This is a genomic window from Hymenobacter metallilatus, from assembly GCF_003944705.1.
GTDB lineage: Bacteria > Bacteroidota > Bacteroidia > Cytophagales > Hymenobacteraceae > Hymenobacter > Hymenobacter metallilatus.
This window is the reverse complement of sequence record NZ_RWIS01000003.1, coordinates 269,965-287,353: the sequence shown is the minus strand read 5'-3', so window position 1 is coordinate 287,353 and position 17,389 is coordinate 269,965. Positions and strand designations below refer to the sequence as shown.

General features: G+C 63.1%; 11 protein-coding genes and 1 tRNA gene. 8 read left to right on the top strand and 4 right to left on the bottom strand.

Annotation, left to right across the window (positions count from 1 at the left end; genetic code table 11):
- The first annotated feature begins 59 nt into the window (after positions 1-59).
- Both EI290_RS06775 and EI290_RS06770 read left to right on the top strand, forming a co-directional pair.
- Positions 60-1,127, top strand: a complete 1,068-nt coding sequence (locus tag EI290_RS06775) for a hypothetical protein (protein WP_125428011.1) — start codon at positions 60-62, stop codon at positions 1,125-1,127.
- Between the two features lie 92 nt (positions 1,128-1,219).
- On the top strand, positions 1,220-3,448 hold the full coding sequence (locus tag EI290_RS06770; RefSeq protein ID WP_125428009.1) for an efflux RND transporter permease subunit: 2,229 nt from the start codon (positions 1,220-1,222) through the stop codon (positions 3,446-3,448).
- Positions 3,449-3,457: 9 nt separating this feature from the next.
- Here the strand turns inward: EI290_RS06770 and EI290_RS06765 are convergent, their stop codons facing one another.
- The gene (locus EI290_RS06765) at positions 3,458-4,159 is read right to left on the bottom strand and encodes an SGNH/GDSL hydrolase family protein (RefSeq protein WP_125428007.1); all 702 of its coding nucleotides are present in this window, start codon (positions 4,157-4,159) and stop codon (positions 3,458-3,460) included.
- 141 nt (positions 4,160-4,300) lie between these two features.
- Positions 4,301-5,440, bottom strand: coding sequence for a cystathionine gamma-synthase (locus EI290_RS06760; protein WP_125428005.1), 1,140 nt, complete (start codon positions 5,438-5,440; stop codon positions 4,301-4,303).
- Positions 5,441-5,651: 211 nt separating this feature from the next.
- On the opposite strand from EI290_RS06760, the gene EI290_RS06755 reads away from it, so the two are divergent.
- The 6 genes from EI290_RS06755 to EI290_RS06730 all read left to right on the top strand — a co-directional run bounded on the left by EI290_RS06755 (position 5,652) and on the right by EI290_RS06730 (position 10,246).
- Positions 5,652-6,587 carry a DUF2167 domain-containing protein gene (locus EI290_RS06755; protein WP_246008876.1) on the top strand — a complete coding sequence of 312 codons (936 nt, stop codon included), beginning with the start codon at positions 5,652-5,654 and terminating at the stop codon, positions 6,585-6,587.
- Between the two features lie 70 nt (positions 6,588-6,657).
- Positions 6,658-7,383 carry a TVP38/TMEM64 family protein gene (locus EI290_RS06750; protein WP_125428001.1) on the top strand — a complete coding sequence of 242 codons (726 nt, stop codon included), beginning with the start codon at positions 6,658-6,660 and terminating at the stop codon, positions 7,381-7,383.
- A 130-nt stretch (positions 7,384-7,513) separates the two neighbouring features.
- Positions 7,514-7,587 (top strand) — tRNA-Arg (locus tag EI290_RS06745).
- Positions 7,588-7,835: 248 nt separating this feature from the next.
- Positions 7,836-8,852, top strand: coding sequence for an NAD(P)/FAD-dependent oxidoreductase (locus EI290_RS06740; RefSeq protein ID WP_125427999.1), 1,017 nt, complete (start codon positions 7,836-7,838; stop codon positions 8,850-8,852).
- A 92-nt stretch (positions 8,853-8,944) separates the two neighbouring features.
- On the top strand, positions 8,945-9,271 hold the full coding sequence (locus tag EI290_RS06735; protein WP_125427997.1) for a 2Fe-2S iron-sulfur cluster-binding protein: 327 nt from the start codon (positions 8,945-8,947) through the stop codon (positions 9,269-9,271).
- 333 nt (positions 9,272-9,604) lie between these two features.
- Positions 9,605-10,246 (top strand): hypothetical protein, encoded by a 642-nt coding sequence (locus EI290_RS06730; protein WP_125427996.1) that lies wholly within the window; start codon positions 9,605-9,607, stop codon positions 10,244-10,246.
- Positions 10,247-10,333: 87 nt separating this feature from the next.
- Here the strand turns inward: EI290_RS06730 and EI290_RS06725 are convergent, their stop codons facing one another.
- On the bottom strand, positions 10,334-10,786 hold the full coding sequence (locus EI290_RS06725) for a hypothetical protein (protein WP_185816876.1): 453 nt from the start codon (positions 10,784-10,786) through the stop codon (positions 10,334-10,336).
- A gap of 168 nt (positions 10,787-10,954) precedes the next feature.
- Entirely contained in the window at positions 10,955-17,248 is a 6,294-nt protein-coding gene (locus tag EI290_RS22850; protein WP_125427993.1) for an alpha-2-macroglobulin family protein, read from the bottom strand.
- Positions 17,249-17,389: the final 141 nt, after the last annotated feature.

The following is a 17,389-nucleotide window of genomic DNA, read 5'->3' as shown; positions in this document are numbered from 1 at the left end:
GCTTCCCCTCTCCCCTGGAGAGGGGGCCGGGGGGTGAAGCGCACCACCAAAACAATCCAATGCCCACTATCCAACAACTCCCATTCCAAGGCACGCTACCCGATTCATTCTTTCAGATTCCAGGCCGGCTATATCACCTACTGCCGTACCAGCTGGAAGAAAACGAGCCGGCTACAAGGGCGCTGTTTGCCCAGGAGGCGGAACGTAACGACATCGTGCTGTTTACCGACCACGTGGGGCTGCGGCTGGTGGGCATCTTCCCGCGGGAAGGCGCTACGGCCTTTTTCGGGTACTGGGAAACCGTGGACGACGCGACGCTGAATCGGGCGGCTTTCGGGCAGCTGGCGGCTGAGGCCCGAAGGCGCGGCTACGCGCGGGTGCAGGGGCCGCTCAACTTCAACACCTACCACGCCTACCGTTTGCGGCTGGGCGGGCCGCCCTCCTGGCAGCAGTTCAACCGGGAGCCCGTCAACCCTGCCTACTACCCGGAGCTGCTGGCGCAGCTGGGTTTTCGGCCGGCCCTGACGTTTGAAAGCCGGCTGATTGCGCCCGCCACGGTGCCGGCCGTATACCAGAACAAGGCTGAGCTGCTGGCGGCCCTGGGCGGGTTGCCCTACGAGTTCATTCCGCTCACGCCCGAAGCCTGGGTGCGGCACGAAACCGAGCTGTTTGCGCTGGTGCACCAGATTTTCAGCGCCAACCCGGCCTACCAGCCCATTCCCGAAAGCCAGTTCCGCCAGCTCTACAACGCGCAGTACGCCGCCAAGCTGTGCCCGCACACCTCGGTGCTGGTGCGCGAGCAGGCGCGGGGCCGGCTGGTGGCCCTCAGCCTCTGCCACCCCAACTACGCGCCTTTGCACCTGGGCCCCGAGCCGCCCGACTTCCGGCGCGACTACCCCCGCCTGCCCCACAAAACCCTATTGGCCAAAACCGTGGGCGTCCACCCCGATTTTCGCCAGCAGCAGCTGATGAGCTACCTCGGGGCCTACGGGATGCTCCCGTTCCGGGAGCTGTACGAGCAGGTGATTTTCTGCCTGATGCGCACCGACAACTTCTCCCTGCACTTCACCGACGGCCTCCCCTCCGAAACCGCCCGCTACGCGCTGTTTGAGCAGGAATTGGGCTGAATGTTAAAAAGGCCGTCATGCTGAGCGCAGCGGAGCGGAGTCGAAGCATCTCTATTGCTTCGTTGTAATGCTAATCAGTTACTCATCCATTCATGCTTCATCTATACCGCATCCGCTACTTCCTGCTCATCCTCATTATTGCCGCCTGCGGGGCGCTGTGGCCGGGGGTGCAAGCGGCGCTGAAGGTGGATAACAGCCTCTCGGCCTGGTTCCTGCCCGACGACCCGGCGCTGCGGGCCTACCATGCGTTTCAGCAGCGGTTCGGCAACGACGAGGTGGTGATTCTGGCCGTGCACGACGCGCAGCCGGTCCTCACACCGGCCTACCTGCGGGCCTTCCAAAGCCTGACGCGGGAGCTGGAGGCGCTGCCGGACGTGGCCGGCGTAACGGGCCCCGGCAACACCACTCTGCCCGGCCGCGGCCTTTTCAGCGCCCCCCGCCCCTTGCTCACGCCCACCACCACGGCCGCCGACGTACGAGGGGCGCTGCTCACGCTGCCTACCCTGCGCCAGACGCTGTTCACGCCCGATTACACCACGGCCCGCTTCCTTATTCGCCTGCGCCAGCTCCCCGATTTCGACGACCGGCGGGGCGACCTTTTGGCTCAGGTGCAGCGGGTAGTGTACCGGCATTTTCCCAAGGAGCGGGCCCACCTGGGCGGGGTGGGCATCGTGTACGCGGGGCTGAATGCCTTGTCGCAGCACGATTTTGGGCTGTTTTTGGGGCTGGGCTACGTGCTGATGTTTGGGGTGCTGCTGCTGGTGTACCGCAACGGGCTGCTGCTCCTGTACACGCTGGGCATCGTGGGGCTGGCTACCTACGTTACGCTGGGGGTGTACGGGGCGCTGGGCTACCGTGTGAACCTGCTTACGGTGCTGCTGCCCATCATCCTGATTCTGCTAGGCATCATGGATTCTATGCACGTCATCAACGAGCGAAACCGCTTGCACACGGCCGGCAGCCCGGCGCGGGAAGACGCCTTGCAGGCCCTCGGCAACGTGTTTGCGCCCTGCCTGTTCACCATGCTCACCACCGTGGCCGGGTTTCTGGCGCTGCTTTCCTGCCCGATGGCCATTCTGCGGAACTTCGGGGTGTTTGCGGCCCTGGGCATTGCGCTATGCCTGTTTTTCACCTTCGTGCTGGGGGTGCTGCTGCTGCCGCTGGCCAAGGCCCCGGCTCGCACCGCCGCCGCCACCCACGTGGTGGCTCATCGGCTCGTGGCGTTCTACACCTACCTGCTGGCCCGGCCCCGCTTCTACGGCGGCCTCTCGGTGCTGCTCACCCTGCTGTTGGCCGCCGGCCTGCCCCGCCTCCGCTCCGATACCTACACCCTCGGCTACCTGCCGACGAGCCACCAGGTAGTGCGGGACCACCGCGCCATTGAAGCCAGCTGGGGCCCCTATATGCCGCTGGAGCTGCTGATTGAACCCCGCCCCGGCCATACTCTCGCCGATGCGGCCGTGGTGCAGGCCACCTTCGCCTTCACCGATTCGGTGCAACGGCTGCGGGGCGTGGGCGCGGTGGTAGGGTTTCTCTCCTTGTACCAGGCGGGGCTGGAGGCCCAGGTCGGGGCCAAAGCCGGCCGCCTGCACGCCAGCCAGGGCGCGTTGCGCATAGTGCAGCAGCAGCTCAGCCGCAACTACCCCAACCTCACCCGGCAGTTTATCCACGAGCCCACGGGCACGGGGCGCGTCACAGTATCGGGGCGGATGCTGTCGGCGCGGCAGCTCACGGCCACCGTGGATACCGTGCTGGGCATTGCCCGGGCCACGCTGGGGCCGGTGGCGCGGGTGCGGCCGGCGGGCTACCAGCCCCTCTACGCCGGCATCGTGGCCTACGTCACCGAGTCCCAGACCAACAGCCTGCTGCTGTCCTTCGTGCTGGTATTCGGGCTGACGTGGGCGTTTATTCGCAGCTTCCGGCTGGCCCTGCTCACGGTGGTGCCCAACCTGTTTCCGGTGCTGGTGCTGCTGGGTGCTATGGGCTGGCTGGGCATTTCGCTGGATACGGCCACGGCCAGTATTGCCTCCATCGTGCTCAGCTTGTGCGTGGACGATACCATCCATTTCGTGTACAGCTACCAGCAGCAGCGCCGCCAGGGCCTGGCCCCCGCCGAGGCCCGCCTCACCACCATTGCCCACGTCGGCCCCACCATCGTGCTTACCAGCCTGGTGCTGTTTCTGGGCTACGCCGTCATGACGCTGGGCTCCCTGAAAACCGTGCAGCTGTTCGGCCTGCTCACGGCCCTGGCCGTGGCCGGGGCTTTTTACGGGGAGCTGGTGATTTTCCCACTGGTGCTCAAACGCTTCGACCCGGAGTAAGCCCCGGCTTTACTGCACCAACTGGCGTATTACCGGCAGCGCCCGGCTAGCCCACTGCCGCATGTGCAGACCGGAATAGTGCAGGCCGTCGGGGGCAAACTGGGCGGGGTCATAGTTGGTGGTGCGGGTCAGGTCGGTGATGTCCACAAACTCCACCGTCAGTTTCGCGCATTCCTCCCGGGCCACCGCGTTGTACTGATCAATTTCCTGGCTGATGCGGGCCTGGGGGTAGCCCCGGCCGGCGGGAGTCTGCCCCCAGTCGGGGATGGACAGCACAAACACCCGCCGGGGCCGCCCGCCCGCAAACCGTACGGCCGTTTGCAGCAGCTGCCGAAACTCCAGGCGGTATGTATCCAGAGGCAGGCCTCTATACTGGTTGTTCACCCCTATCATCAACGACACCAGCTCGTAGGTGTTGGTATTATTGGCCGCCGCAATGGCCTGTTGCAGCTCCCCGGTGGTCCAGCCGGTCTGGGCAATGATATCGGGCGGTTGCAGACCATCGGCCTGGGCCAGGCGGGCTAGCTGCACACTCCAACGGTCCTCGGCCGGTACACTCTGCCCAATGGTGTAGGAGTCGCCGAGCGACAGAAAGCTGAGGCGGCGCGTGGGGGCGGGCGGTGGGCTGGTTGGCGGCGCGGCCGGCACTGGCTCGGCTCCCTGCGAAACACAGCCCACCGCCAACAGCCACACCACAAACAACAAACGCATCCGATATAATACTGCCCCCATTGGCCCATGTACGCACCGCCCGCGCCAACAGATTTGCCGCTCCGGCCTACTACGCCAAACGGCCGCCCCACATAAGTCGGGCGGCCGTTTGGTGGCGTTTGGCAGATGAGCAGTCGGGCGTTACCCGATGGCTTGCCGCAGGTCTTCAATCAAATCCTCTACATCCTCAATGCCCACGCTCAGGCGAATCAGCGAGTCGGAGAGGCCGGCTTTGCGGCGCTCCTCGGCCGGAATGCTGGCGTGCGTCATGGTGGCGGGGTGGCCCGAGAGGCTTTCCACGCCGCCCAGGCTTTCGGCCAAAGAAAACAGTTGAAATTTTTCGAGGCAGGCAATGGCATCCTCCTTCCGGTCGCCTTTCAGCACAAAGGAAATCATGCCCCCGAAGTCGCGCATCTGCCGGGCGGCTACGGCGTGGTTGGGATGGTCCTGGAAGCCGGGCCAGTACACTTTCTCCACTTTGGGGTGAGCCTTGAGGAACTCGGCTACGGCGCGGCCGTTCTCGCAGTGGCGCTGCATCCGTACGTGCAGGGTTTTCAGTCCGCGCAGCACCAGAAAGCAGTCCTGGGGGCCGGGCGTGCCGCCGCAGGCGTTCTGGTAGAAGCTCAGGCGCTGGTGCAGCTCGTCGTCGTTCACCACCACGGCCCCCATCACCGTATCAGAGTGGCCGCCCATGTACTTGGTCAGCGAGTACATCACCATATCGGCCCCCAGCGCCAGCGGCGTTTGCAGGTAGGGCGTGCTGAAGGTGTTATCTACCACCAGCAACGCGCCAGCCTTCTTCGCCACGGCCGAGGCGGCAGCAATATCAATAACGTTGAGCAGCGGATTGGTAGGCGTTTCCACCCAAATCAGCTTGGTGCGCTCGGTCACGGCAGCTTCCACGGCCGTCATGTCGTGCATGGGCACGAAGTGGAATTTGATGCCGTAGGTGGCGTACACCTTGGTGAAGAGCCGGTAGGAGCCGCCGTACAGGTCGTTGGTGCTGATAACCTCGTCGCCGGGCTGCAGCAGCTTCACGATGCAGTCAATGGCCGCCATGCCCGAGGCGAAGGCCAGGCCGTGCTGGCCGCCATCCAGGGCCGCCAGCGCATCCTGGAGCTGGGTGCGGGTAGGGTTGTGGGTGCGCGAGTACTCGAAGCCCTTATGGTCGCCGGGGGAGCGTTGCACGTAGGTCGAGGTCTGGTAAATCGGCGTCATGATGGCCCCGGTCTCGGGGTCGGGGTGCACGCCGGCGTGGATGGCTTTGGTTCCGAACTTCATATCGTAGAGCGTTGAGAGCGGGCAGGATGGGAGCCCGGCCGGCAAAGGTAGGATGCTTTGCCGAGAGCCGCACCCCCAAACCTAGCAGCAGGAAAACCCTCCGAATAAACTGCATTTTTCCCCGAAACTCCGGCACCCGATTAGGACCTCTACCCGCCGGGTAAGTATCTTGCGGGATACTCTGTTTATTCATTTTTTATTCCGTAGCAGCTTGAAGAAACTACTACTCCTGGCGGCCCTGCTGGTGGCCCAGTATAGCACCAGCGCCGCCCCTACCCCGCCCACCGCCGCCGACTCGGCCGCCCGGCAAAAAGCCGTTCTGGATTCTATCAACGGCACCTTTCACTACCAGACCGGCCTGGTGAAGCTGCCCGAAAGCCTCGGCGACCTGACTGTGCCCCAGGGCTTCCGCTACCTCGATGCCGACCAGAGCAAGCGCCTGCTCACCCAGATCTGGGGCAACCCTGATGGGGAGTCGCTGGGTATGCTGTTCCCCGCCGACCGGGGCCCGGTGAGCGAGAACAACTGGGCCTTCGTTTTGCAGTATGAAGGCATGGGCTACGTGAAGGACGACGACGCGGCCGACATCAACTACGACGACCTGCTGAAAGAAATGCAGGAAGACACCCAGGAAAGCAACAAGGAGCGCACCGAAGCCGGCTACGAGCCCATTACTCTGGTCGGCTGGGCCGCCAAGCCCTACTACGACAAGGACCTGAACGTGCTGCACTGGGCCAAGGAAATTAAGTTTGGGGAAGCCACCGAAAACACGCTCAACTACAACGTGCGCCTACTGGGCCGCAAGGGCGTGCTCAACCTGAACGCCGTGGGCAGCCCAGGCCAACTCCCCGAAATCAAAGGCACCATTCCGACCGTTATCCAGAGCGTGGCGTTTGCCAAAGGCCTGCGCTACGCTGATTTCAACCCCGACCTCGACGAAGTAGCTGCCTACGGCATCGGCGGGCTGGTAGCGGGCAAGGTGCTGGCCAAAGTGGGCTTCTTCGCCCTGATTCTGAAATTCTGGAAGGTGGTGCTGGCCCTGGCAGCCGGAGCCTGGACGGCCGTACGGCGCTTTTTCGGCGGCCGCACCCGCGAAGAGGAGCCTCAGCCGGCGCTGGAAGGCCCGTCCTCCGAGCCGGAAGTGTAGCCTTCCCGGTCTTTCTTACGTTCTTACTTTCGGGCCGGCCTTCCAATGCCGGCCCGTTTGCGTAGCTACTATGGCATTTTTTAAAGAGCTGTTCCGGCAAAATACCTCCACGCTTATTTCCCTGGTGCTGCTCACGCTGCTCCCTCTGGCCGGCGACAGTGTGCTGGCCTGGAGCCTGCACGAAAATCAAACCTGGCTGACTCAACCTACGGCCTGGCAAATGCTGCTCTATTTTGCAGTAGTGGCTTTCACTATGACGTTTGCCCTTACCCACACCACGGTAGTAGTGCTGGTAACCGGCTTTTATTTTGGCTGGGCGGGCTTCCCGGGCATGTTGCTCACGTACATGGCGGCCGCCTACGCGGGCTACCTCATTGCCCGCTCGCTTGATCAAGGCAAGCTTATTGGGCTGCTGGAGCGCTTTCCGAAGGCTCACAACGTTATGCACGAGCTGCGCCGGGACAGTTGGCGGCTGGTATTACTCACGCGCCTTTCGCCGGTGCTGCCCTTTGCCCTTATTACATTTATACTGGCGGTAGTAGGCGTGCCGCGCTGGCAGTTCCTCACGGCCTCGGTGGTAGGTATGCTGCCGCGCACCCTGTTTTTCTACTGGCTTGGTACCAAGGCGCAGGATGTACTGCTGCTCATTCAGGACCCCGACACGGGCACCATGGGCAAGGTGCTGGTGGCTGTACTACTGGCAGTGTCGGTTTTTGGGCTGTATTACCTGTTCAACCAGGCACTGAAGCGCACCTTGGCAAAAGGCGCAGAAAAAGCGCAAATAAATTCCGACTGAAATTCAGCACCTTGCAGGCTTTTACCAGTGTTTACGATGGTTTTTTTAGCTACTGGCTTGCACCGCCCGTTTTTTACCTACTATCTTTGCACAACCAAAACGGAGGAACACTCCCAAACTGGTAAAAAACGGTTGCGTAGCTCAATTGGATAGAGCATCTGACTACGAATCAGAAGGTTTAAGGTTCGACTCCTTACGTGACCACAAAAGGCCCTCAGCTATTTGCTGAGGGCCTTTTTACGTTATATCCCTCACCAGAGCTAGCATTGCTGCCGCTGGCTGACATTACATAGTTTTGCCCGAAGCCTGCTGGCTGGCAACTCGCTGCCTATCTTTGCGGCCGCGTAAGACGGTGCCCCACCCTTTTCTGGGTTCATACCCAACGATTTGGCCGGGTTTACTGTTATATGCTGGGCCTACGGGCCATTTGTTTCGTTTTTCGCTGTTGTTGCATGACCAATTCCATTTCCACCGATATCTGCATTATCGGGGCCGGCCCGGTGGGGCTATTTGCCGTGTTTGAAGCCGGCCTGCTGAAGTTGCGCTGCCACGTGGTGGACGCCCTGCCCCAGGTGGGTGGGCAGCTGTCGGAAATCTACCCCAAGAAGCCGATTTACGACATTCCGGGCTTCCCGGAGGTATTGGCCGGTGATTTGGTAACCAACCTCATGCGCCAGATTGAGCCCTTCCATCCCACCTTTACGCTGGGTGAGCGGGTAGAAGGTTACCGCAAGCTGGAGGATGGCTCGTTCGTGGTAACCACCATCGACGGCACCGAAATTCACTGCAAAGCCATTGCCATTGCCGGCGGCCTGGGCTCCTTCGAGCCCCGTAAGCCGGCCATTGAAAGCCTTGCCAATTTTGAGGGTGGCAAGGGCGTATACTACATGGTGCGCGACCCGGAAACCTTCCGCGACCAGCGCCTGGTAATTGCCGGCGGCGGCGACTCAGCCCTGGACTGGACTATCTTCCTGGCTGATGTAGCCAAGGAGGTGACGTTGGTACACCGCGGCACTACTTTCCGCGGCGCGGCCGATTCGGCCGAGAAAGTGCAGCATCTGCACGAAGCTGGCAAGGTGAAGCTGGTGCTGAGCAGCAACGTAACGCATGTGCACGGCAATGGCCGCCTCAATGCCGTGACCATCACGGCTAACTCCGGCGACGCCGAGCAGGTAGAGGCAGATTCGTTTATTCCGCTGTTCGGCCTCACGCCCAAGCTGGGGCCCATTGGCGAATGGGGCCTGGAAATTGAGAATGACGCTGTAAAAGTGAATACGCTGGACTACTCCACCTCGGAGCCTGGCATCTTCGCCATCGGCGACATCAACACCTACCCCGGCAAGCTGAAGCTGATTCTGTGCGGCTTCCATGAGGCAGCCCTCATGTGCCAGGGCGCTTTCAAGCACATTTTCCCCGACAAAAAGTATACTCTCAAGTACACCACCGTAAACGGGGTACCTACTCTCTAAGCAGTTGATAGTTGCCGGTTGTCCGTTGTCAGCTTGTTCTTCGAAACAGCGGCACTGGCAACCGGCAACTATCAACTGACAACTGAATACTTATGACTGACGACGTACGCATATATGTAGAGGAAGCACCTGGCCAGCGGCACGAGATTCAGGCCCCCACGGACATGGGCCTGAGTTTGATGGAGGTGATGAAAGCCGATGGCTATGATATTCAGGCTACCTGCGGCGGGATGGCCCTGTGCGGCACCTGCCACGTGGAGGTGCTGGCCGGCCCCGAGCTGCCCGAGCCTTCCGACGATGAGCTGGCCATGCTGGAAAGCCTGCCCGTAATGACGCAGGGCAGCCGTCTCTCCTGCCAGATCCGGTTGCACCCGCGCATGGATGGACTGGTGGTACGCCTCATGCCCCAGGACGCATAGTACAACCGCAGTATAGCCAATGCCGGCTATGCAATACCGCCCCTCTTCGGAGCTGGCGTGTTGCATAGCCGGCATTGGCTATACTGCGCAAGGGTAAGGAAGCGTTGAGTAGCCTATGTGCGGCTATTCTCTACTATAATGCGTTTCATTTACCATTTTATTGGTCCTGCAACTCTATCCACACTAGCGGCCCCCGCTCACGGACAGCAGTATCCGGAGCTGTTAGTGGGCGGAGGTATAACTAGGGCCCATCTTTCGATGCACCGGGAACAGCTGCCACGGCAGTTCCGTACCGTATCCGACGTGGCAATGGGAGGCACGATACGGTTCCTCTTGCCCATAAAACCGCGCTGGATGCTGGAGTCGCAGGTGCAGGTCAGCAGTTTACAGGCCGGAATAGGCTATCAGACTACAGGGTACGCCTACCGCAGCGCCGGCAGCAGTGGGGTGCCGCTCACCGGAATGATACAGGCGGGCCTGGGGATACGGCGACTGGAACTGGTACAGCTAGGCCTGCAGTGGACCCTGGAAGCTGCAATGCATACCTCCTATGCCCGGGCAGCTCCCGCCATTGTCAGCCAGACGGGCCAGTTAGGTAGTGCGGGTAGTGGGCAGCCGTGGGCCTCTTGGGAGCAACAGCAAAAGCGCCAGGGCACCATTATACTGGGAGCGGAAGCCGCAGTCCGCTACGAATTCGCCGAACGGCAGTACCTACTGATTTCCCTGAATTATCATCACGGCCTGTCACCGCTGGCCGAAATCCGCTCTACCCAGGTCAGCTACGTTGATGCGGGCCAGTTCCGTACCGATGGCCGCTTTGTGGTGCCAGTGCGTATTTCGTATACAAGCTTACAGTTTTGCTACGGCTGGCGGCTGGCCCCAGCGTTGGCTCGCGCAACCCGTTGGCACACGCCACGCTACCACCTAGCCCTACCCGGCGCTGACGAAGAGGATGCTCTCGAAACTCTGCCGTAGCTAGCCACTTTCTTCTCGGTTGTACTATCTACCAAAAAGCCCCGCTGATACAGTCTCAGCGGGGCTTTTTGGTGGAGCAGACGGCCGTTAGCGGCGGCGGGTCGTTTTCTTTTTCGTGGTTGATTTCCTTATGGTGGTCTTTTTGCGCGATGAGGTGTGGGTGCTGCGGTAGCGCGAGGAAGTGCGGCGGTGCGTACTGCTCGTGCGGTGAGGTGCAGCAGCTGGTGCGGCCTTGGGTTCAGGAGTTGCGGCCGGAGCCAGCTTCTCTGCCTCCGGCAGGGTTTCCAGATTCTGCACTGTAGCCTCTACAGCGGGCGACTGTACACCTGCCTCCTCGGCGGCGGCCCGCAGCTTGGCGGCCTGCTTGCGGCGCACCGGCATCAGGAAATCCCGCTCAGCCCGCTCCTGGGCCGATAGTTTTTCCTCACCGGGCAAATTGGTTGGTGTCGAGGGGGCCTTGGCTTCATCCTGGGCCCAGGCAGTGGCCGCACTCAGCAGAAATGCAAACAGTAAAAAAGCAGTTCGTTGTAACACCTTCATTCTTACTTTAAACCAAACGGACTGCAAATGTACAATCCAGCGGCGGGCAGGCCAAACCTTTAGCATGTTCGCGCAGTGGCTCGGGGTGGAATACGCAGGGTTTTGCCGTGGCCGTTCACGGCAAAACCCTGCATATTCCGGCCCAATACACCCTAGAACAGCTTTCTTCTACTGCCCCAAAATACTCACCCGCGTACCGGCCGAGTGGGCCGTAAACTCGGGAGCGTACAGGCACTGCAGCTGTGAGAGGCCGCCGGAGAAGTTGCCGGCCTGGGCCGCCCGCAGGCGGTACTCGAAGGTGTGGGTGCCCTTGGGGAAGTAGCTGATGAAGAAGTTGGTGGCCGCGTCGCGGGGGCTCTCGTAGTAGCCCAGGCCGCTCTGGTAGCGGTAGCCCGAGGTCTGGCCGATGAGCTCCAGGCCGGCGGCGCGCTGATCTTTCAGGTGCACGTATTCCAGGTTCCGGTCGGCGCGGAGCACTAGGCGCACCACCAGCACGTCGCCCACGCGCAGGGGCGTGGGGGCGGTGAGGGGCTCCAGCACGGGGCCGGCGGCGGTGCGCTGCTCCCGGTACAGGCGGCGCTCCAGCTGCAGCCCGCCCACGGCGGCCGTCAGCTTCTCGGGCTGCTCGAAGTACTGCCAGTACAGGCCGCCCCAGGCCACGCCGGCGTCGGGCTTCTGCACCGTTACGCGGCCCTGGGCGGGCTTGATGTCGGCGGCGGGCCAGGTTACTTTGTAGTAGCCGGTGCCGGCCTGCTGGCTGGTGGGCTGCACGGGCTTCCCTCCTACCGTTACCTTCAGGGGCTGGGTGGGCTGCAGCCAGCTCGTGCCGCGCAGCAGCAGGGCGTAGCAGGCGTCGGCGGTGGCGCGGGTGCTTTCCCAGTTCTGCACGCGCTTCTGGCTGAGCAGCCACAGCTTCATTTCATCCACCGACTTCTGGTCATTCAGCACCTCATCGAAGGCCTCGATGAGCGTGGCCTGGGTTTCGGTGGGGGCTTCGCGCCAGTAGTAGCCGCCGCGCACGTCCTTCCAGTACATACCCAGTTCCGGGGAGTGCAGGGCGTTTTCCTGCAAAGCCGTGAGGATGGCCTTCACGGTGGCAGGCTGGGTTTTGGCGCGGTGCAAAGCCAGGGCCATTTCGGCCTGCAGGTAGCGGGTGCGGCCCGGCCAGTAGGTGGCGGTCTGCTGCTGGTAGTACGCCTGGGCCGACTGGGCCTCCTTGCGCAGAGCCAGCGCGGGCCAGAAGCTGCGGGCGTACAGGGCCTGCACCTGCAGGTCGGCGAGGTGGTCTTGCTTCAGATCTACCTTAGGTTGCTTTCGGAGCTGGGTGTAGTCGCGCTGCAGCTCCCCATCCAGATACGCTACGGCGTTTTGCAGGAGTTGGCGGGCGGTGGGGTCCTGCTGGGCATCGAAGGCCCCCAGCTTCTGCAGCTTGCCGAAGCCAGCTACGATGAGCTGGGTGATGTACCGGTCGGCGGGCATGCGCTCAAACCAGGGGAAGGAGCCGTCGGGCAGCTGCATCTGGCGGAGCTTGGCGAGGGCGCGGGCGGTTTCGGCTTTGAGGCGGGGCTCGTCGAACAGCTCGGCGAGGCGGCGCATCCGCTCGGTTTCGTTCTGAGCGTCGCGCACCCAGGGCGTTTCCTGCAACAGCAGGGCCTTCAGCTCCTGGTTTTGCTCCAGCTTGCTGGTGAGGGCGGCTTTGTCGCCAGACTGGGCGGCGCGCTGCCACTCGGCCAGCATGGTGCGCAGCTGGGGGTTGCTCTGCAGAATTTTAGCGGCCAGCAGGTTGGCGTAGAGGCGGCTGAAAGTCTGCTCGGAGCACTCGTAGGGGTACTCCATCAGGTAGGGCAGCGCCTGCACGGCATACCAGGCCGGGTTAGGCGTCATCTCCAGCGTGAGCGAGTAATTGCGGCGGGTGCCGGAGGTGGTGCTGGTCAGCTTCTTCAGCTCGAACTCCCGGGTAGCCGGCCCCACCACTGCCAGCGGCAGCGTTTCGGTCAGCAGCACCCGGTTCGGCAGCACCGGCAGGGTGTTTTCCTCACCATCTTCTACAGTTGTTAGTTGTTGGTTGTCGGTTGTCCGGTTGTTCTGGCGGCGCTGTTTGCGGTCCTTACGCCCATTTTTTAATTCTTCATTTTTAATTTTTAATTCTTTCACCTGCCCCCGCGCTACTACCCGGTAGGTAATGGCTTCGAGGGGGAGCTGGCCTTCGGTGGTTTCGGGAATGGTGAGGTTCCAGCGCACGGCCTGGCTCTGGTTGCCGCTGAGGCTGAAGCTGACCTGGGCGGGGCTTTTGAGAAGCTGGCTTTCCAACGGCTGCTGGGTGCGGGCGTCGAGCAGGAGGAGTTGGGCGGTGCCGCTGAGGGCCTGGGTGGTGAGGTTGCTGAGCTTGGCCGAGAAGGTCAGCTGGTCGCCTTCCCGGAAGAAGCGGGGGGCGTTGGGCGTCACCTGGAGGCTCTTTTGCGTAACCAGTTCCCGGCGTAGCAGGCCGGTATGCAGCTGCTGGTCGTGGGCCAGGGCCAGCAGCTGCCAGCGCGTCACGGCTTCGGGCAGCTGGAATTCCAGCACGGTTTCGCCCTGGGCATTGGTACGCACGGCGGGCATCCACAGGGCCGTTTCCCGGAAATCCTTGCGGGCCTGCACGGTGCTGAGGTCGGGCTGAGTTGGAGCGGCACCACGGCCGGGCGCTGATGCTGAATCAGAAAAGCGTTGAACTTCAGAATCGGCCTTGATGGAAAGCGGAACTGCCGACTTCATCGCACGAGCTGCCATAGGGGCTGCAGCAGCTTCCATCATGACATTGCCTCTTGCTACTTGCGCATCGGCTCTGACAACCGTTCTAAGGCGTTTATCCTTCAACTCCTCCTGATCCGGAATTTCATCATTTCCATCCAATCCCCACATGCTCAGGTGAGGATACCATACTTCCGCTACATAATCAATTTCCTGCTGCCCGTCAAACAACTCCTCTCCATCCTCCGTGCCGAAGCGGCCCTGCCAGGCTAACGTGGGCGGGAAGTAGTGCCGGTAGAATTCCGGGGCGGCGAAATCGTGGGGGCGGAATACGTCCAGCGACTTATCGTAGAGCGTGGCCAGCAGCTCGGCGTCGGCGGGTTGGCCGTTGGTCTGGTGGATGGTGACGCGCCAGGTTTCCTTCTGGCCGGGCTGCAGCTTGTCGCGGAAGGTGGCAATGCTGAGCACCAGCGGGGCGGGCGGCGTGGCCACCTGCACAGGGGCCGTGTGGGTGTAGAGGCGGTTGTCGCGCACCTGGGTGAGATGCACGTAGAGCTGGGTTTCGCCGAGGGCGGCGGGCACGGGCACTTCCACCACGCGCTGCTCACCGGCGGGCAGGGTCAGCCACTCGTGGCGCAGGGTTTCGCCCTTGGCCTCGGCTTCCAGCAGCACGCGGGCCCCGTCCAGGGAGCTACCCACCAGAAAACGGGCGGTCTGGCCGGGCGCTACGCTGTCCTGCAAAGGCACAAACCAGTCGGCCGTGGGCACGGGCAACGTGGTGGCAGCGGGGTCGAAGAGAGTGAATCGCTGCTCAGTGCGGGCCTCGGGCTGGCTGGCTACGGCCGGAGCGGCGGTGGCTTCCAGCAGGTAGCGGCCGGGCTGCTGGGCGGCCAGGGCCGTTTGCAGGGCGGGCAGCAGCGGGGTTTTGTCGGTATCGAAGTCCTGGGTGAGCACCAGCGTGCGGGCCCAGGTGCTGTCGTTGTCCTCGCGGCCGTAGACATCCAGCGGAAAGCGGCGCTTAAATTCTTCCGGGCTCAGGGCCTCGCGCTCGGGCTGCTCCCAGAGGCGGGGGCGCAGCGGCCGGGCGGGTGACGTGAGGCGGTAGAGGCGCAGCTGGCCCCGGGCGGGCTGGGCCTCGCCGGCGGCATTGGTGCTGAGGAGGCGGGGCGTGGGCAGCTCGGCGCGGTTAAGTTGCTCAGGCAACTCCATGCGCAGCGTCAGGGCCTCGGTGCCCAGACTCACGCGCTGGGTGCCGGTGCGGGTTTCGCCGGCGGCGTCCGTCACATCGGCCGTTACCTCGAAGGCGTAGCCGGGTCCCCAGCCGCCGCGCTTATTGGCCGCCGCAGCGTCGCCTTTGGCCTCGAAGGTGATGGCGAAGCCCCCGGCCGAATCGGTACGGGCCGTGCCGCTGAGGATTTCCTGCTCGGGCCGGCCGCCGCCGTAGCCGCCCCGGCCGAAGAAGGGCCAGAACGTGCGCCGCACCACCCGGTAGCTCACCGTGGCTCCGTCGATGGGCTGACCGGCGTAGGCGGTGGCCTTACCGCGCACCGTTACCGGTTGGCCCAGCACCGGCGTGCCCTTCACCGGCTCAAACGTCACTTGGAACGTGGGCCGCTTGTAGTCCTCCACCGCAAAGCTCTGGCTGCCGTACTCGGTCTGCAACGACATTTCCCCGTTCAGCAGCCCCGTGGGCAATACAAAGGAGCCGTGAAAGGAGCCAAATTCGGAAGTGACGAAATCGAGCGACTTCACCATCTGCCCGTTCACATCCACCAGCCGCAAACTCACGGCCCGCTTGGTCAGCAACTTCGATTTTCCGGCCAGCGTTTCCGTCAGAATTCCTTTGAAGTATACCGTCTGGCCGGGGCGGTAGATGGCGCGGTCAGTGTATAGGAAAGTGCGCAGTTGGGCTTCTTCCGGGCGGTCCAGCTGGTTGCGGCGGGGCGTGAAGTAGCCCAGGCTCTCGGTCATCAGCAGCGAATCAGCCCCCTGGGTGAACAGGGCGGCCTCAATCTGCGTGTTTTCACCAGTGAACTGGCCTACTGGAATCTGGGTCTGGCCCTCGGTGCTGGTGGTCAGTAGCTCACCACGCCGCTGCATGTATTCGCGCTTTTTCTGGTCGTAGTATTGAAAGAACGGCAGCACCCGCACACCGGGCCGGGGCGCGCCGCTCTGGCGGTGCAACACCAACAGTTCGGGGCCTTCGGTGCGGTCGGCGCTGCGACGCACATAGCTCAGCTCACTCACCTGCACCTGGCTGTAGGCCGTTACCGCGCCGGCTTGCTCCTTGGTGGGGTTGCTGGCGGTGGTGCTCAGCACGATGAGGTAGTGCCCCAGCGGCAGGGCCGGGCCGGCATGCTGCACGGTGTGGCTACGGAAGTCGTGGGGGCCGGGCACGTCCAGCGTCCAGGTGGCGGCGGGCTGGGCAGCCAGGGCGCGGGCGTAGCGCTGTTGCCAGGTTTTATCCTCGTACAGCTCGGGCCGCTCCAGCTGCCGCAGCAGCTGTGTACTGCTGATGCGGTAGGCTGTGACGTACAGGCGCGGGGCGTTGCGCACCGTCAGGCGCAGCTGCCAGGGCTGTCCCGGCAATAGCACGTCCTCGGTGGTAAAGCTCAGCTCCAGTCGCTCCAGCCGCTGGCGTAGCGCTGTGGCCTGTTGTGCCCCCCGGGATTTCGGAAACTGCTGCTCGGCGGCTATGGCCAGTGCGTGGGCTTTGGCGGGGTCGGTTTTTTCCCAAGTACTGGCTTCCAGCACCCGTAACTCCGCGCTGATGGGCAGGGCTTTATACGTCTCGGCGGCGCGGGCCAAAGCGGTGCGGTACAGATCGGTTTTGTTGGGCAGCTCCGCGTGTTCGTGCACAAATTCCAGCCGTAGCCGGTCGGCATCGGCCAAAGCGGCGGGGTTGCCGGCATCCTGGAGGCGGAACGTCAGCAGCTCCTGCAGCACCTGCAGGGCGTGGAACTGCCCGTTCAGGGAATCGGCCGGCGGGGCCGTCAGCTTCAGGCGGGCAAACTCCGGGGCGGGGCCGAACAAGGCGGCATCCGTCAGCTCAAACTGCTGGGCGGGCTTGGTGATGTACAGCTCATCGTTGCCGAGGCCCTCCACGGCGCGGTGGGCCAGCAAATCGTAGAGGGTGGGGCGCATCTTGCGGCCCTCGGTGCTGCCGCCCCGGGTGAGGTAGCCCAACGTGGCCAGCTTCAACTGCTGCTGGCGGCGGGGTTCCTCCTGCACCGAGGCGCGGTAGTGCTGCACCACGGCCGCCCCCAGGCGGGCCGCATCCCAGGTGCGCAGGTCCTGGCGGCTCTGGTCGGCGGTGTCGGTTTTGGTGCGGGTCCGGTCGTAGAGCTGGTAGCGGTGGTTATCGTAGTAGCGGGCGTAGAGCTGGGCCAGCAGGCTGTGCAGCACCGGCCGGGCCGGAAACCGGGCCGTCTGCAGGTCCTGCTCCACCAGCCGGATGGTCTGCACGTCGGCTTCTTCTTCGCGGGCTTCCAGCAGGCGCAGCTTGTACAGCAACGTGCGCAGGTGCTCGGGGGTGTTCTGCTGGCGGCGGGCCTGCTGGTACAGCGGCTCCAGCAACTTAGCCGCCGAGGCCGTTTGGTCTTTAGCCAGCAGCTGGTCAATCTTTTTCCAAGCCGCCGGGTTAGGGCCGCTCGCGCCGGGCGGAGTCGTTTGGGAGGAACCGGTGGCAAAGAACATCAGCAGCAGAAACAGGCTTAGCAGGAAAGGACGCATGCAGCAGTAACGGTTAAGCGGAGCAAGTTGGTAAAACTCCAGATGCCGGCCGGTGCCGGATTCCACACGTGCACCGGCAGAAATCTTCTGGCATCAACCAAAAAAGTCCCGCCGGCAAGCGGCCAGCAGGACTTTTTTGGT